This window comes from Burkholderiales bacterium (assembly GCA_035560005.1).
Taxonomy (GTDB): domain Bacteria; phylum Pseudomonadota; class Gammaproteobacteria; order Burkholderiales; family Eutrophovitaceae; genus DASRFY01.
Genome location: DATMAN010000053.1, coordinates 1 through 15881, shown reverse-complemented (window position 1 = coordinate 15881; position 15881 = coordinate 1). Strand labels below are relative to the sequence as shown.

13 protein-coding genes and 1 tRNA gene are annotated in these 15881 nt (G+C 63.8%); all 14 read right to left on the bottom strand.

The features are described 5' to 3' along the window. On the bottom strand, positions 1-141 hold a 141-nt coding region (locus VNM24_07325; protein ID HWQ38409.1), incomplete at its 3' end, for a GTP-binding protein. A 12-nt stretch (positions 142-153) separates the two neighbouring features. Then, positions 154-2265, bottom strand: coding sequence for an elongation factor G (gene fusA, locus VNM24_07320; GenBank protein ID HWQ38408.1), 2112 nt, complete (start codon positions 2263-2265; stop codon positions 154-156). Positions 2266-2295: 30 nt separating this feature from the next. Then, positions 2296-2766 (bottom strand): 30S ribosomal protein S7, encoded by a 471-nt coding sequence (gene rpsG, locus VNM24_07315; protein HWQ38407.1) that lies wholly within the window; start codon positions 2764-2766, stop codon positions 2296-2298. A 120-nt stretch (positions 2767-2886) separates the two neighbouring features. Beyond that, complete coding sequence (rpsL, locus tag VNM24_07310; protein HWQ38406.1) at positions 2887-3264, bottom strand: 30S ribosomal protein S12; 378 nt, start codon at positions 3262-3264, stop codon at positions 2887-2889. 135 nt (positions 3265-3399) lie between these two features. Next, on the bottom strand, positions 3400-7641 hold the full coding sequence (gene rpoC / locus VNM24_07305; GenBank protein ID HWQ38405.1) for a DNA-directed RNA polymerase subunit beta': 4242 nt from the start codon (positions 7639-7641) through the stop codon (positions 3400-3402). Between the two features lie 39 nt (positions 7642-7680). Beyond that, a complete protein-coding gene (gene rpoB, locus VNM24_07300; GenBank protein HWQ38404.1) occupies positions 7681-11814 on the bottom strand; it encodes a DNA-directed RNA polymerase subunit beta in 4134 nt (1377 codons plus the stop codon). A gap of 282 nt (positions 11815-12096) precedes the next feature. Next, the gene (gene rplL, locus VNM24_07295) at positions 12097-12483 is read right to left on the bottom strand and encodes a 50S ribosomal protein L7/L12 (GenBank protein HWQ38403.1); all 387 of its coding nucleotides are present in this window, start codon (positions 12481-12483) and stop codon (positions 12097-12099) included. 48 nt (positions 12484-12531) lie between these two features. Beyond that, complete coding sequence (rplJ, locus tag VNM24_07290; protein ID HWQ38402.1) at positions 12532-13056, bottom strand: 50S ribosomal protein L10; 525 nt, start codon at positions 13054-13056, stop codon at positions 12532-12534. A gap of 426 nt (positions 13057-13482) precedes the next feature. Further along, positions 13483-14184 carry a 50S ribosomal protein L1 gene (gene rplA, locus VNM24_07285; GenBank protein ID HWQ38401.1) on the bottom strand — a complete coding sequence of 234 codons (702 nt, stop codon included), beginning with the start codon at positions 14182-14184 and terminating at the stop codon, positions 13483-13485. Beyond that, a complete protein-coding gene (gene rplK / locus VNM24_07280) occupies positions 14185-14616 on the bottom strand; it encodes a 50S ribosomal protein L11 (GenBank protein HWQ38400.1) in 432 nt (143 codons plus the stop codon). A gap of 61 nt (positions 14617-14677) precedes the next feature. Next, positions 14678-15211: a transcription termination/antitermination protein NusG gene (gene nusG / locus VNM24_07275; protein HWQ38399.1), complete on the bottom strand. Its 534-nt coding sequence runs from the start codon at positions 15209-15211 to the stop codon at positions 14678-14680. Then, on the bottom strand, positions 15211-15558 hold the full coding sequence (gene secE, locus VNM24_07270) for a preprotein translocase subunit SecE (GenBank protein ID HWQ38398.1): 348 nt from the start codon (positions 15556-15558) through the stop codon (positions 15211-15213). Before secE ends, nusG begins: the two co-directional genes overlap by 1 nt. 55 nt (positions 15559-15613) lie before the next feature. Beyond that, a tRNA-Trp gene (locus VNM24_07265) sits at positions 15614-15689 on the bottom strand. A 47-nt stretch (positions 15690-15736) separates the two neighbouring features. After that, positions 15737-15881, bottom strand: a 145-nt coding sequence (locus tag VNM24_07260; protein ID HWQ38397.1) for an elongation factor Tu, incomplete at its 5' end; no start/stop codon positions are given.

Sequence of the window (15881 nt, the reverse complement as noted above, 5' to 3'; positions counted from 1 at the left end):
GTAGCTCTTGGCCTCCCCACCGTACTTCTTCGACAGCACGTGCGTCATCGCCGCCGTCAGCGTGGTCTTGCCATGATCCACGTGCCCAATCGTGCCTACGTTCACGTGCGGCTTGGTACGCTCAAATTTGCCCTTTGCCATGATGTCCTCTCGCTACTTCTTGTCCTTGTCGGAACCCCGATTGATGATGGCCTCCGCGACGCTCTTCGGCGCCTCGGCATAGTGCTTGAACTCCATGGTGTACGTCGCGCGCCCCTGCGTCAGCGAGCGCAGCGTAGTCGAATAACCGAACATCTCGGCCAGCGGCACCTCGGCGCGAATCGCCTTGCCTCCGCCGCCCAGATCCTCCATGCCCTGTATCACTCCGCGGCGCGAGGAGAGGTCGCCCATCACGTCGCCCATCTTCTCTTCCGGCGTCTCCACCTCGACCGCCATGATCGGCTCCAGCAGCACCGGGGTCGCCTTGCGCATGCCTTCCTTGAACCCCAGGATGGCCGCCATCTTGAAGGCGTTTTCAGATGAATCGACCTCGTGGTATGAACCGTCGAACAGGGTGACCTTGACGTCGACCACCGGGTAACCGGCCAGCACGCCCGACTTCATCGCTTCGAGCACGCCCTTGTTGACCGCCGGAATGTACTCGCGCGGCACCGTGCCGCCCTTGATGGCGTCGACGAATTCGAAACCCTTCCCTTCGGGCTGCGGCTCGAGCCTCAGCCACACGTGCCCATACTGGCCCTTACCACCGGTCTGCTTGATGAATTTGCCTTCGATCTCGACCGGCTTCTTGATCGCTTCTCGGTAGGCGACCTGCGGCTTGCCCACATTGGCATCGACGCCGAACTCGCGCTTCATCCGGTCCACGATGATTTCCAGGTGCAACTCGCCCATGCCGGAAATGATGGTCTGGCCGGATTCCTCGTCGGTGTGCACGCGGAACGAAGGGTCCTCCTGCGCCAGGCGGTTCAACGCCACGCCCATCTTCTCCTGGTCGGCCTTGGTCTTGGGCTCCACCGCCTGGGAAATCACCGGCTCGGGAAACTCCATCTTCTCCAGGATGATGATCTTGTCGGGATCGCACAGAGTGTCGCCGGTGGTCGCTTCGCGCAGACCCACCGCCGCCGCGATGTCGCCCGCGCGCACTTCCTTGATCTCGTCGCGCTGGTTGGCATGCATCTGCAGCAGCCGCCCGATGCGCTCCTTCTTGCCCTTGATTGGGTTGTAGATCGTGTCGCCCGAGGTCACCACGCCCGAGTACACGCGGAAGAAGATGAGCTGCCCGACGTAAGGGTCGGTCATGATCTTGAAGGCAAGCCCGGCGAAGGGCTCGTCGTCGCTCGCCTTGCGCTCGGCCGGCTGCCCGTTGTCCAGCGTGCCCTTGACCGGAGGAATGTCACTCGGCGCCGGCAGGTAGTCGATCACGGCGTCGAGCATCGCCTGCACGCCCTTGTTCTTGAAGGCCGAGCCGCACAGCATCGGCACGATCTCGAACGCGATGGTGCGCGCGCGCAGGCCCCTCTTGATCTCGGCCGGGTCGAGCTCGCCGCTTTCGAGGTACTTGTTCATCAGCTCCTCGGAGGCTTCGGCTGCCGCCTCCACCATTTTCTCGCGCCACTCCATGGCCTGAGCCATCAGTTCGGCGGGCACTTCGCCCTCCTCGAACTTCATCCCCTGGGTGGCCTCGTCCCAATAGATCGCCTTCATCTTGACCAGATCGACCACCCCGCGGAAGTTCTCCTCCGCTCCGATCGGGATCTGGATCGGCACCGGGTTGGCCTTGAGCCGCGCGCGCATCTGCTCGTAGACCTTGAAGAAGTTCGCGCCCTGGCGGTCCATCTTGTTGACGAAGGCCAGCCGCGGCACGCGGTACTTGTTGGCCTGTCGCCAGACCGTCTCGGACTGCGGCTGCACGCCGCCGACGGCGCAATACACCATGCAGGCGCCGTCGAGCACGCGCATCGATCGCTCCACCTCGATCGTGAAGTCCACGTGACCCGGAGTGTCGATGATGTTGATCCGATGCTCTGGATACTTGCCCTCCATGCCCTTCCAGAAGCAGGTAGTCGCCGCGGACGTGATGGTGATGCCCCGCTCGCGCTCCTGCTCCATCCAGTCCATGATCGCGGCGCCGTCGTGCACTTCGCCGATCTTGTGCGACACGCCGGTGTAGAACAGGATGCGCTCCGTGGTCGTGGTCTTGCCGGCGTCGATGTGCGCGCTGATCCCGATGTTCCGGTAGCGTTCGATGGGAGTCGTGCGGGGCATTGAACTGCTTTCTTCTGCTGATTGGATCGACTAGAAGCGGTAGTGGGCGAAGGCCTTGTTCGCTTCGGCCATGCGATGGACCTCTTCGCGCTTCTTCACTGCACCGCCGCGGCCCTCCGCCGCTTCCTGCAGCTCGCTCGCGAGCCGGGCCGCCATCGACTTCTCGCCGCGCTTGCGCGCCGCGTCGCGCAGCCAGCGCATCGCCAGTGCCGTGCGACGCACCGGGCGCACCTCGACCGGAACCTGGTAGTTGGCGCCGCCGACCCGGCGGCTTTTCACCTCCACCATCGGACGCACGTTCTGCAGGGCCTGGCTGAAGACCTCCAGAGGATCCTTGCCACCCTTCTTGCCGATCTGGTCGAGCGCGCCATAAACGATACGCTCGGCGACCGACTTCTTGCCGCGCGTCATGATGACGTTCATGAACTTCGCAACGTCCTGGTTGTGGTATTTGGGATCCGGCAGCGCTTCGCGCTTCGGAACTTCTCTGCGTCGTGGCATGTTTGCTTCGCTGATGGTTGCAGGGCGCACGCTGACTGGATGAATGGCCTGCCGCTCGCCGTTCGTTCCGGTCGGCCCCGCGCTCCTTTAAGACATTTGCGGCGTAACTGTTTGCTAGCCTCAGGCCGCTTTCGGGCGCTTGGCGCCGTACTTCGAGCGGCCCTGCTTGCGGTCCTTCACGCCTTGCGTATCCAGGCTTCCACGCACGACGTGGTAGCGCACGCCCGGCAGGTCCTTCACTCGTCCGCCGCGGATCAGCACGACCGAATGCTCCTGCAAGTTGTGCCCCTCGCCGCCGATGTAACTGATCACCTCAAACCCGTTGGTCAGCCGCACCTTGGCGACCTTGCGCAACGCCGAATTTGGTTTCTTCGGTGTGGTGGTGTACACGCGGGTGCACACCCCGCGCTTCTGGGGGGAGCCTTTCAGCGCCGGAACCTTGCTCTTGAAGGTCGGTTTGACCCGGGCCTTCCGGACTAACTGATTGATTGTCGGCATTTATTGCATCCCTAAAAAACCCGGGACGGCGTTTTGAGCCGTCCCAGGTGTACTCCATCCACACCCTGTGTCCGGGATTCGCGCCGGACCGCCGGGTAAAAAGACGTTGGATTTTATTTTCAGACGCTTAGCCCGTCAAGCAACTTGCTGATCGCTCGAACTCTCGGTTGCCATCTCCTCTCCGAACAAGGCCTCGCCGGCGAATACCTGCTCCTCGGCCTGTGCCTTGCGATTGCGGTGATATGCCAGTCCGGTGCCGGCCGGTATGAGGCGCCCCACGATGACGTTCTCTTTTAGGCCGCGCAGCTCGTCGCGTTTGCCCATGATCGCGGCTTCGGTGAGCACGCGCGTGGTCTCCTGGAACGAGGCCGCCGAGATGAAGGAGTCGGTCGACAGCGACGCCTTGGTGATGCCCAGCAGCAGGAACTCGAAGCTCGCCGGCTTCTTTCCCTCCTTCTCGAGCTTGTCGTTGACCTCCAGCACCTCGGAGCGCTCGACCTGCTCGCCGGTGATGAACTCCGAATCGCCCGGCTCGACGATCTGCACCCGGCGCAGCATCTGGCGAACGATCACCTCGATGTGCTTGTCGTTGATCTTCACGCCCTGCAGGCGGTAGACGTCCTGCACCTCGTCGATGATGTAGCGGGCCAGCGCCTCGACGCCGAGCAGACGCAGGATGTCGTGCGGATCCGCCGGGCCGTCCACGATCATCTCGCCCTTGTTGACCACCTGGCCGTCGTGCACCAGGACATGTTTGTCCTTCGGAATCAGGAACTCGTGAGCCACTCCGTCCAGGTCGGTGATGACCAGACGCTGCTTGCCCTTGGTGTCCTTGCCGAAGGACACGGTGCCGGTGACTTCCGCGAGCATGCCGGCGTCCTTGGGCGAGCGCGCTTCGAACAGTTCCGCCACGCGCGGCAGACCACCGGTGATGTCGCGGGTCTTGGAGGTCTCCTGCGGAATGCGCGCCAGCACCTCACCCACGCTGACCTGCTGGCCGTCCTTTACCGTGATGACCGAGTGGATCGGGAAGGTGATGTTGACTGGCGTATCGGTGCCGGCGATGCGCACCTCCTTGCCCTTCTCGTCGATCAGCTTGACGCTGGGACGCAACCCCTTGGCCTGGGTCACGCCGCGGCGCTTCGGGTCGATGACCACCAGCGTCGACAAGCCGGTCACTTCGTCGATCTGGCGGGCCACGGTCACGCCTTCCTCGACGTTGTCGAACTTCACCCGGCCGGCGTACTCGGTGATGATGGGGCGCGTGTGTGGATCCCAGGATGCGAGTACCTTGCCGGCCTTGACCGCCGCGCCGTCGCTGACGTGCAGGGTCGCGCCGTAGGGTACCTTGTGCCGTTCGCGCTCGCGGTGGTTGTCGTCGACGATCAGCACTTCGCCCGAGCGCGAGATCGCCACCTGTTCGCCACGGGCGTTGGTGACGTAGCGCATCAGGGCCGAGAAGCGCACCGTACCGTTGGACTTGGACTCGATCTGGCTCGCCACCGCCGTCCGGGAGGCCGCGCCTCCGATGTGGAACGTGCGCATGGTGAGCTGCGTGCCCGGCTCGCCGATCGACTGCGCGGCGATCACGCCGACAGCCTCGCCGACGTTGACCGGAGTGCCGCGGCCCAAGTCGCGCCCGTAGCACTTGGAGCACAGCCCGTAGCGGGTGGCGCAGGTAAGCGGCGTGCGCACCTTCACCTCGTCGATACCCAGGGCCTCGATCCGCTCGACGGCATCTTCGTCCAGGAGGGTCGTCGCGGGGTAGAGCACCGTGCCGTCCTCGGGGTTGATGATGTCGTTGGCCGCGACCCGGCCTAGGATGCGCTCGCGTAGCGCCTCGACCACCTCGCCGCCCTCGATCAGCGCCTTCATGGTGAATCCGTCGGTCGTGCCACAGTCCTCCTCGGTCACCACCAGATCCTGCGTGACGTCGACCAGCCGGCGCGTGAGATAACCCGAGTTGGCGGTCTTCAGCGCAGTGTCCGCCAGGCCCTTGCGTGCGCCGTGGGTGGAGATGAAGTACTGCAGCACGTTCAGCCCCTCCCGGAAGTTGGCCGTGATCGGCGTCTCGATGATCGAGCCGTCCGGCTTGGCCATCAGGCCGCGCATGCCCGCGAGCTGGCGAATCTGCGCCGCCGAGCCGCGCGCGCCGGAGTCGGCCATCATATAGATGGAGTTGAACGACTCCTGCATGACGGGATGGCCTTTCTTGTCCCTGGCCGGCAGCCATTCGGACTTCCGTTCGTCCCATTCCTGCACGGGTTCCTGGCCCAGCCGCTCCATCATCGCCTTGGCCACCAGGTCACCGGCGCGACCCCAGATGTCCACCACCTTGTTGTAGCGCTCGCCCTGGGTGACGAGGCCCGAGGTGTATTGCGCCTCGATGTCCTGAACTTCCTTTTCGGCCGCGGCGATCAGCTGCTCCTTCTCGGGAGGGATCTCCATATCGTCGACCGAGAAGGAGATGCCCGCGCGCGTGGCGTAGGTGAAGCCGGTATACATCAGCTTGTCGGCGAAGATCACGGTTTCGCGCAGGCCGCACCGGCGGAAGCTGGCGTTGATCAGTCGCGAGATCTCCTTCTTCTTGAGCGGCTTGTTGATCAGCTCGAAGGGCAGCCCCGCCGGCAGGATCTCGGAGAGCAGCGCACGCCCGACGGTCGTCTCGTAACGCCGCACGCGTTCCCCGGTCTGGCCGTCCGCGCCGTTTTCCATCTCGCGGATGCGCACGGTGCAGCGCGCCTGCAGATCGACCTGCTTGTTCTCATAGGCGCGCGCGACTTCCGCGACGTCGGTGAAGGCGGCACCCTCGCCGCGCGCTCCAATGCGCTCGCGCGTCATGTAGTACAACCCCAGCACGATGTCCTGCGATGGCACGATGATCGGATCGCCGTTGGCCGGCGAGAGCACGTTGTTCGACGACAGCATCAGCGTGCGCGCTTCCATCTGCGCTTCCAGGGAAAGCGGCACGTGCACGGCCATCTGGTCACCGTCGAAGTCGGCGTTGAACGCGGCGCAGACCAGCGGGTGCAGCTGGATCGCCTTGCCTTCGATCAGCACCGGCTCGAAGGCCTGGATGCCCAGCCGGTGCAGCGTCGGCGCGCGGTTGAGCAGCACCGGGTGCTCTCGGATGACATCCTCCAGGATGTCCCACACCTCCGGTACTTCCTGCTCGACCAGGCGCTTGGCGGCCTTGATCGTGGTGGCCAGTCCCAGCACCTCCAGCTTGTGGAAGATAAAGGGCTTGAACAGCTCGAGCGCCATCTTCTTGGGCAGCCCGCACTGATGCAGCTTCAGTTGCGGACCGACCACAATGACCGAACGGCCCGAATAGTCCACGCGCTTGCCGAGCAAGTTCTGGCGGAAGCGCCCGCCCTTGCCCTTGATCATGTCCGCGAGCGATTTCAGCGGGCGCTTGTTGGCCCCGGTCATCGCCTTGCCGCGGCGCCCGTTGTCGAGCAGCGAGTCGACCGCCTCCTGCAGCATGCGCTTCTCGTTGCGCACGATGATCTCAGGCGCCTTCAGTTCCAGAAGACGCTTCAAGCGGTTGTTGCGGTTGATGACCCGGCGGTAGAGGTCGTTGAGGTCGGAGGTGGCGAAGCGACCGCCGTCGAGCGGCACCAGGGGACGCAGCTCCGGCGGCAGCACCGGCAGCACCTCCATGATCATCCAGTCGGGCTTGATTCCGGACTTGTGGAACGCCTCCAGCACCTTCAGGCGCTTGGCGATCTTCTTGATCTTGGTCTCGGAGTCGGTACCTTCGAGCTCCTTGCGCAGCTTGTCGATCTCCGCGCCGAGGTCGAGGTTGCGCAGCAGCTCGCGCACGCCTTCCGCCCCCATCATGGCCTGGAACTCGTCGCCGTACTCCTCCACTTTCTCCAGGTAGCTGTCCTCGGACAGCAAATCGCCACGCTTGAGCGGGGTCATCCCGGGGTGGGTGACGACGTAAGCCTCGAAGTAGAGGACGCGCTCGATGTCGCGCAGCGTCATGTCCAGCACCATGCCCATGCGCGAGGGCAGCGACTTCAGGAACCAGATGTGCGCGACCGGGCTCGCGAGCTCGATATGGCCCATGCGCTCGCGGCGCACCTTGGACAGCGTGACTTCCACGCCGCACTTCTCGCAGATGACGCCGCGGTGCTTGAGCCGCTTGTATTTGCCGCACAGGCACTCGTAGTCCTTCACCGGGCCGAAGATCTTGGCGCAGAAAAGGCCGTCGCGTTCTGGCTTGAAGGTGCGGTAGTTGATGGTTTCCGGCTTTTTCACTTCGCCGTACGACCACGAGCGGATCTTCTCCGGAGAAGCAAGCCCGATGCGGATGGCGTCGAACTCTTCTTCATGAGTAACCTGCTTGAACAGATCGAGCAGAGCTTTCATCGATGACTCCTCAATAATTCCCTGACCGGCGAATGCGCCTCAGCGCCGCTCCAGGTCGATGTCGATGGCGAGCGAGCGAATCTCCTTCACCAGCACGTTGAACGACTCCGGCATCCCGGCATCGATCTTGTGCTCGCCCTTGACGATGTTCTCGTAGACCTTGGTGCGCCCGGACACGTCGTCCGATTTGACGGTGAGCATCTCCTGCAGCGTGTAGGCGGCACCGTAGGCTTCCAGTGCCCACACCTCCATCTCGCCGAAGCGCTGGCCGCCGAACTGCGCCTTTCCGCCCAGCGGCTGCTGGGTGACCAGCGAGTACGGGCCCGTGGAGCGGGCATGCATCTTGTCGTCGACCAGGTGGTGGAGCTTCAACATGTGCATGTAACCCACGGTGACCGGCCGGTCGAAGGTCTCGCCGGTGCGCCCGTCGAACAGCGTGATCTGTCCGCTGCGCGGCAGCCCCGCCAGCTCGAGCATGGACTTGATCTCCGCCTCGGTGGCGCCGTCGAACACGGGCGTGGCGAAGGGCACGCCGTTCTCCAGATTTCGCGCCAGCTCCAGGACTTCTTCGTCGCTTAGCGCGTCCAGGTTCTCGCCGCGGCCGCTGGAGTTGTAGACCACCGCCAGCGCCTTGCGCAGATCCGCGACTTTGGCCTGTGCCTTGAGCATCTGCCCGATCTTCCATCCCAGCCCCTTGGACGCCCATCCGAGGTGCGTCTCCAGGATCTGGCCGACGTTCATGCGCGAAGGAACGCCGAGCGGGTTCAATACGATGTCCATCGGCGTGCCGTCGGCCATGTGCGGCATGTCCTCTACCGGGACAATCTTAGAGATCACGCCCTTGTTGCCGTGCCGTCCGGCCATCTTGTCGCCAGGCTGAAGCCGCCGCTTCACCGCGAGGTAGACCTTCACCATCTTCTGTACCCCCGGCGGTAACTCATCGCCCGAAGTCAGCTTCTTCTTCTTTTCCTCGTACATCGCGTCGAACTTCTTGCGCGTCAGATCGATGCTCTCGCGCAGCTGCTCGAGCTGCTGGGCCGCTTCCTCGTTGGCCAGACGAATGTCGAACCAGTCGTGCGGCGGCACCTCCTGCAGGTAGGCCTTGGTGATCTTGGCTCCCTTGGCGAGCTTCTTCGGGCCGCCATTGGCCGTCTTGCCCAGGAGCAGCCGCTCGATACGACCGAAAGTGTCCGCCTCGACGATGCGCAGCTGGTCGGCCAGGTCCTTCTTGTAGCGCTTCAGCTCGTCGTCGATGATCTGCTGCGCGCGCTTGTCGCGCTCGATGCCCTCCCGGGTGAAGACCTGCACGTCGATCACGGTGCCCGACATGCCGGAAGGCACGCGCAAGCTCGTGTCCTTCACGTCCGAAGCCTTCTCGCCGAAGATCGCGCGCAGCAGCTTCTCCTCCGGCGTGAGCTGGGTCTCCCCTTTCGGCGTCACCTTGCCCACCAGGACATCGCCGGCCTCGACCTCGGCGCCGATGTAGACGATGCCTGATTCGTCCAGTCGCGCGAGCTGCGCTTCGGAAAGGTTGGAGATGTCGCGGGTGATCTCCTCCGGCCCGAGCTTGGTGTCGCGCGCCACCACGGACAGTTCTTCGATGTGAATCGAAGTGAAGCGGTCGTCGGCCACCACGCGCTCGGAGATCAGGATCGAGTCTTCGAAGTTGAAGCCGTTCCAGGGCATGAACGCCACCAGCAGGTTCTGGCCCAGAGCCAGCTCGCCCATGTCGGTGGACGCGCCGTCCGCGATAACATCGCCGCGCGCGATGCGGTCGCCGGGTTTGACGATGGGCCGCTGGTTGATGTTGGTGTTCTGGTTCGAACGCGTGTACTTGACCAGGTTGTAGATGTCCACGCCGACCTCGCCGGCCGAGGTTTCGTCGTCGTTGACCCGCACCACGATGCGCGAGGCGTCGACGTAATCCACCACACCGCCGCGGCGAGCCTGCACCGCCGTGCCGGAATCCACCGCAACCGTGCGCTCGATCCCGGTTCCGACCAGCGGCTTCTCGGCGCGCAGGCAGGGCACCGCCTGGCGCTGCATGTTCGAGCCCATGAGCGCGCGGTTGGCGTCGTCGTGCTCCAAGAACGGGATCAGCGAGGCCGCCACGGACACGATCTGCGAAGGCGCCACGTCCATGAACTGCACGCGCTCCGCGGGCATCAGGCTGAATTCGTTGCGGTGGCGGCAGGAGACGATCTCGTCGAGCAGCCTGCCCTTTTTGTCCACCGCCGCATTGGCCTGGGCGATGACGTACTGGCTCTCGTCGATGGCCGAGAGATACACGATCTCGTCGGTCACGCGCCCGTCGCTCACGCGCCGATACGGGGTTTCCAGGAAGCCGTACTCGTTGGTGCGCGCGTACAGCGCCAGCGAATTGATGAGCCCGATGTTCGGGCCTTCCGGCGTCTCGATCGGGCAGACCCTTCCGTAATGCGTCGGGTGCACGTCGCGCACCTCGAAGCCCGCCCGCTCGCGGGTCAAGCCACCCGGCCCGAGCGCGGACACGCGGCGCTTGTGCGTGATCTCGGAGAGCGGATTGGTCTGGTCCATGAACTGCGACAGCTGCGAAGACCCGAAGAACTCGCGCACCGCTGCCGAGACCGGCTTGGCGTTGATCAAGTCGTGGGGCATCAGGTTCTCGGACTCGGCCTGCGAGAGCCGTTCGCGGACCGCGCGCTCCACCCGCACCAGGCCAGCGCGGAACTGGTTTTCGGCCAGCTCGCCGACCGAGCGCACCCGCCGGTTGCCCAGGTGATCGATGTCGTCGATCTCGCCGCGGCCGTTGCGCAGCTCGATCAAGATGCCGATCACCGCGATGATGTCCTCGTTGGCTAGCGTGCCGGGACCCTCCGGCCCGCGCTTGCCCACCGCAGCATAGAAGTTCTTCAGCCACTCGGCGGTCTTCTCATCGACTTGGTCTGGATAGGCCCGGCGGTTGAACTTCATGCGCCCGACCGCGGAAAGATCGTAGCGCTCCTCGGAATAGAACAGCCCGTTGAACAACGTCTTGACCGCGTCCTCGGTCGGCGGTTCTCCCGGACGCATCATGCGGTAGATCGCCACCTGGGCGGCGAGCTGGTCGGCGGTCTCGTCGATGCGCAGCGTCTGCGAGATATACGCGCCTTGGTCGAGATCGTTGGTGTAGATGGTGTGGATGACGTCGATGCCGGCGTCGATGATCTTCTTCAGCAGTTCCTCGGTGATCTCGTCGTTTGCCTGGGCGACGATCTCGCCGGTCTCCCGGTTGACGACGTTGTGCGCCAGCACGCGACCGACGAGGAAGTCTTCCGCCACCGTCATCTTCCTGAGCCCGGCCTGCTCCATCTCGCGCACGTGCTTGACAGTAATGCGCTTGTCCTTCTGGACGATCAGCTTGCCCTGCTTGGTGATGATGTCGAAGCGCGCGATCTCGCCGCGCATGCGCTCGGGCTTGAGTTCGAATTCGATGCCCTTGCGGGTGACGTGGAAAGTGTCGAACACGTAAAACGTCGCCAGGATCTGCTCGGGCGTCATCCCGATCGCCTTGAGCAGGATCGTGACCGGCATCTTGCGCCGCCGGTCGACCCGGAAATAGAGGTAATCCTTCGGATCGAACTCGAAATCGAGCCACGAGCCGCGATACGGAATGATCCGCGCGGAGAACAGCAGCTTGCCGGAGGAGTGCGTCTTCCCGCGGTCGTGCTCGAAGAACACCCCCGGCGAGCGGTGCAGCTGCGAGACGATCACGCGCTCGGTGCCGTTGATCACGAAAGAGCCGGTAGACGTCATGAGCGGAATCTCGCCCATGTAGACCTCCTGCTCCTTGACTTCCTTGACGGTGGGCTTGGTCGCCTCCCTGTCCATGATCGTCAGGCGCACCTTGGCGCGCAGCGGGGCGGCGTAGGTCAGACCACGCTGCTGGCACTCCTTGACGTCGAACGGCGGATTGCCGAGCGTGTAGCTGACGAAGTCCAGCCGTGCGTTGCCCGAGTGACTGGCGATCGGGAAGATCGACTGGAAGGCCGCCTGCAGGCCCTGATTGCGGCGCGCCTCGGGCGCCACGTCGGCCTGTAGAAACGACGCGTACGAGTCGATCTGCGTAGCCAGCAGAAATGGAACCGGCAGTACACTGGCGCGCTTGGCAAAGCTCTTGCGGATCCGCTTCTTCTCGGTAAAAGAGTAAGTCATGACCTCTCCGAATTGCGCGGGACGCCTGGCATGCGTCCCGGGGAGTTGCCGCGCGATGGGCGCGCGGAACGTCCCGAGTTCATCGACTGATTGTGCGGAGCGAGCACCCCTGGGCCTGGCGGTCGGCCTCTACCAACCACTGGCGGACGGCGACGAGGAACCCCATCGCCCGACCAAACCTGCCTTCTGCAGTCGGGTCAGAAGACAAAGAAAAGCGACGTTGCGCTTTTCTTTGGCCGCTGCGGGCCGGCGGCACGCCGCCGGCCCCTCGCCGCGTCGGCCTTACTTGATCTCGACCTTGGCGCCCGCTTCTTCCAGCTGCTTCTTGAGGTCTTCGGCATCCTTCTTCGAGATGCCTTCCTTCACCGGCTTGGGCGCGCCGTCGACCAGGTCCTTGGCCTCCTTGAGCCCGAGACCGGTCACCGCGCGCACCACCTTGATCACGTTGACCTTGTTGTCTCCGGCCGCGGAAAGAATGACCGAGAACTCGGTCTTCTCTTCCGCCGCGGGCGCTGCGGCGGCACCCCCGGCGGCCGGCGCCGCCACTGCAACCGTGGCGGCAGCGGCGGACACGCCGAACTTTTCTTCCATGTCCTTGATGAGCTGCGAGAGCTCGAGGACGCTCATGCTGGCGATGGCGTCCAGAATGTCAGCTTTGGCGATAGCCATGTTCGAATTTCTCCTGATAGCTTGAAACAACAACGCGAATCGGAAGACTCACGCAGCCTGTTTCCGATCCCTGACGGCTGCAAGCGCGCGCACGAAGCGAGCCGGAACCTCGTTCAAGGTCCGGACGAACTTCGCGATCGGCGCCTGCATGGTGCCCATGAGTCTGGAGATGAGTTCCTCGCGGCTCGGCATCGTCGCCAGAACGACGACTTCCTTGGCCGACATGACCTGGTTGGGCATGGCGCCGGCCTTGATGACGAACTTCTCGTTGCCCTTCGCAAACTCGTTGAGCACCTTTGCCACGGCCACCGGATCCTTCGAGATGCCGTAGGTGAGCGGACCCACCATATGCTCCGCCAGCTTCTCGAACGCAGTGCCAGTGACAGCGCGGCGTGCCAGGGTGTTCTTGAGAACTCGCAGGTACACGCCGTGTTTGCGCGCCTTGGCGCGCAATTGCGTCATGTCCTGCACCTCGAGGCCGCGGTTCTCGGCAAGGACGATGGCCTGCGCCTGGGCGAGCTTTTCGATCACCTCGGCCACCACCGCCTTCTTCTGCTCTACGTTGAGACTCACGGTCTACCCTCCTGGATGTTGCACACCGGGTTCCGACGCCTGCGGCGTCGGACCCTCCCTCCATAGCGACCTTTCCAGGCCGGATTGCAGCTGCCGAGCTTCTCGAACATCCGCTTCCTGCCAAACCTGTCCAGGGTGCGCTATCTGCGTTGGGCGCGAGGGGCAAGGCGTTAAGGCGTAAGACGAACCCCCGCAACGCCATCCCAGCACCTGCGCGATTAAGCCTCTACCGGATCCGCGTGCGCAATCGACGCACAGACTTGCACATCGTCGTCTGCCGCTTCACGCCTCACCAAGAAGCCCCAACGGTCTTTGACAGCCCGACCACCCCGTAGGGGACGCCTGTGACCCGCGACGAACGGAACAAGTTCCGTGCGGCTGTGGTTCACCGCGCCTCCCGAGCGGATGGCCGGTTCCCAAAGTCCTTTACTGCTGGCCGCCCAGGCTCGCCTGGTCGACCTTGATTCCCGGCCCCATGGTGCTCGAGACCGTGATCTTCCTGAGATACACGCCTTTCGTTCCCGACGGCTTCACCTTGTTCAGCGCGTCGATCAGCGTCCGAAAATTTTCCGCCAGCGCTTCCTCGCTGAACGATGCCCGACCGATGGTGCATTGGACGATGCCCGCCTTGTCGCTGCGGTACTGCACCTGTCCGGCCTTGGCGTTTCGCACAGCCTCCGCCACGTTCGGAGTCACGGTTCCCACCTTGGGGTTGGGCATCAGTCCACGCGGGCCCAGTATCTGGCCCAGCTGACCGACCACGCGCATCGCGTCGGGACTGGCGATCGCCACGTCGAAGTCGATCTTGCCGGCCTTGACTTGCTCGGCCAGATCCTCGAAGCCCACCAGGTCGGCCCCGGCTTCCCTGGCTTCGCGCGCCTTGTCTCCTTGCGCGAAGACCGCCACCCGCACCGTCTTGCCGGTGCCCTTGGGCAGCACGATCGACCCGCGCACCAGTTGATCGGATTTCTTGGCGTCGATGCCCAGGTTGACCGCCACGTCGATGGATTCGTCGAACTTGGCGGTGGCACCCTTCTTGACGAGCTTCAAGGCCTCGAGCACCGGATAGGTTTTGCTCCTGTCCACCGCGCCCCGTAGCGCCTTCATACGTTTGGATAGCCGTGCCACTTACAGGCCCTCCACTTCAACACCCATGCTGCGCGCGCTGCCGGCCACCGTTCGCATGGCCGCTTCCAGGCCCGCCGCCGTGAGATCGGGCATCTTGGCCTTGGCGATCTCCTCGACCTGCTTGCGGGTGAGCTTCCCGACCTTGTCGGTGTGCGGACGCGGGCTGCCTTTGTCGATTTTCACCGCCTTCTTGATCAGCACCGTGGTCGGCGGCGTCTTGATGATGAAGGTGAAGCTCTTGTCCGCATAGGCGGTAATCACCACCGGCAGCGGCAGGCCGGGCTCGTAGCCCTGCGTTTGCGCGTTGAACGCCTTGCAGAACTCCATGATGTTCAACCCGCGCTGACCCAGCGCCGGGCCGATCGGCGGGCTCGGATTGGCCTTGCCTGCGGGCACCTGCAGCTTGATGAAGCCGACGACTTTCTTGGCCACGTTGTACTCCTTTGACTATGGGTCCTGGCGCGCGCCCTCGAGCGCGCTCCCCGTTGACGAATCAGGCCTTCTCGACCTGACTGAAATCCAGCTCGACCGGAGTGGCGCGGCCGAAGATGGACACCGATACGCGCAGCTTGTTCTTGTCGTAATTGACCTCTTCCACGGTCCCATGAAAATCGGTGAACGGCCCTTCCCTGACCCGCACCGCTTCGCCCGCCTCGAACAGCACCTTGGGCTTGGGCTTCTCGACGCCCTCCTGGATCTGATGCAGGATGTTCTGTACTTCCTTCTCACTGATCGGGGTGGGTTTGGTCGCCGTACCGCCGACGAAGCCGGTGACCTTGGGTGTGTTCTTGACCAGATGCCAGGTCTCGTCGGTCATCTCCATCTCGACCAGCACGTAGCCCGGAAAGAACTTGCGCTCGCTGATCGCCTTCTGGCCGCTTTTCATCTCGACCACTTCCTCCACCGGCACCAGGATCTGGCCGAATTTGTCCTGCATGCCCGCACGCGCGATGCGTTCCTGCAGAGCGCGCTGGACGCTCTTCTCGAATCCCGAGTAGGCATGAACGACGTACCACTTCTTGGACATCACGCCTCCGGTCCGAGCAGGATTTTCACCACCCAAACCAGCAGGGCATCGACGATCCAGAGAAACAGCGCCATCACGATGACGAAAGCGAGCACCACCCCGGTGGTCTGCACCGTTTCCTTGCGGCTGGGCCAGACCACCTTCCTGGTTTCGGTGGCCGATTCCTGGGCGAACACATAGAACTGCTTGCCGGGCCCGCTGGTCCATGCCACGAGCGCCGCTGCGGCAATTCCCGCCAGCACGGCTGCCACGCGCAGCACCAGCGGGCTGTCGCCCAGGTAATAGAATCCCGCGACTCCGGCCGCAACCAAGAGCAACGCCAACCCCAGTTTGATTTTGTCCGCCATTCGATCTATTACGTGTTTGCCCTGAGCGACACCCAGCGACCACGGGCGTCTCGAGTGGCAGGCCAGGAGGGTCTCGAACCCCCAACCTTCGGTTTTGGAGACCGACGCTCTGCCAATTGAGCTACTGGCCTGCAGCTTCTCGCTCGCTGAAGAAGAGACTCCCGGATGCTCCGGGGCGCTATTCGATGACTTTCGCCACCACGCCGGCGCCCACGGTGCGCCCGCCCTCGCGAATGGCAAAGCGCAAGCCCTCCTCCATCGCAATGGGCTGGATCAGACTCACCGTGATCTGCACATTGTCCCCGGGCATGACCATCTCCGTG

Coding starts and splice junctions, on each gene's coding strand:
- rplL (HWQ38403.1), bottom strand. CDS start 12,483: ATGGCTATCGCCAAAGCTGACATTCTGGACGCCATCGCCAGCATGAGC.
- rpsL (HWQ38406.1), bottom strand. CDS start 3,264: ATGCCGACAATCAATCAGTTAGTCCGGAAGGCCCGGGTCAAACCGACC.
- rpoC (HWQ38405.1), bottom strand. CDS start 7,641: ATGAAAGCTCTGCTCGATCTGTTCAAGCAGGTTACTCATGAAGAAGAG.
- rpoB (HWQ38404.1), bottom strand. CDS start 11,814: ATGACTTACTCTTTTACCGAGAAGAAGCGGATCCGCAAGAGCTTTGCC.
- rpsG (HWQ38407.1), bottom strand. CDS start 2,766: ATGCCACGACGCAGAGAAGTTCCGAAGCGCGAAGCGCTGCCGGATCCC.
- nusG (HWQ38399.1), bottom strand. CDS start 15,211: ATGTCCAAGAAGTGGTACGTCGTTCATGCCTACTCGGGATTCGAGAAG.
- secE (HWQ38398.1), bottom strand. CDS start 15,558: ATGGCGGACAAAATCAAACTGGGGTTGGCGTTGCTCTTGGTTGCGGCC.
- fusA (HWQ38408.1), bottom strand. CDS start 2,265: ATGCCCCGCACGACTCCCATCGAACGCTACCGGAACATCGGGATCAGC.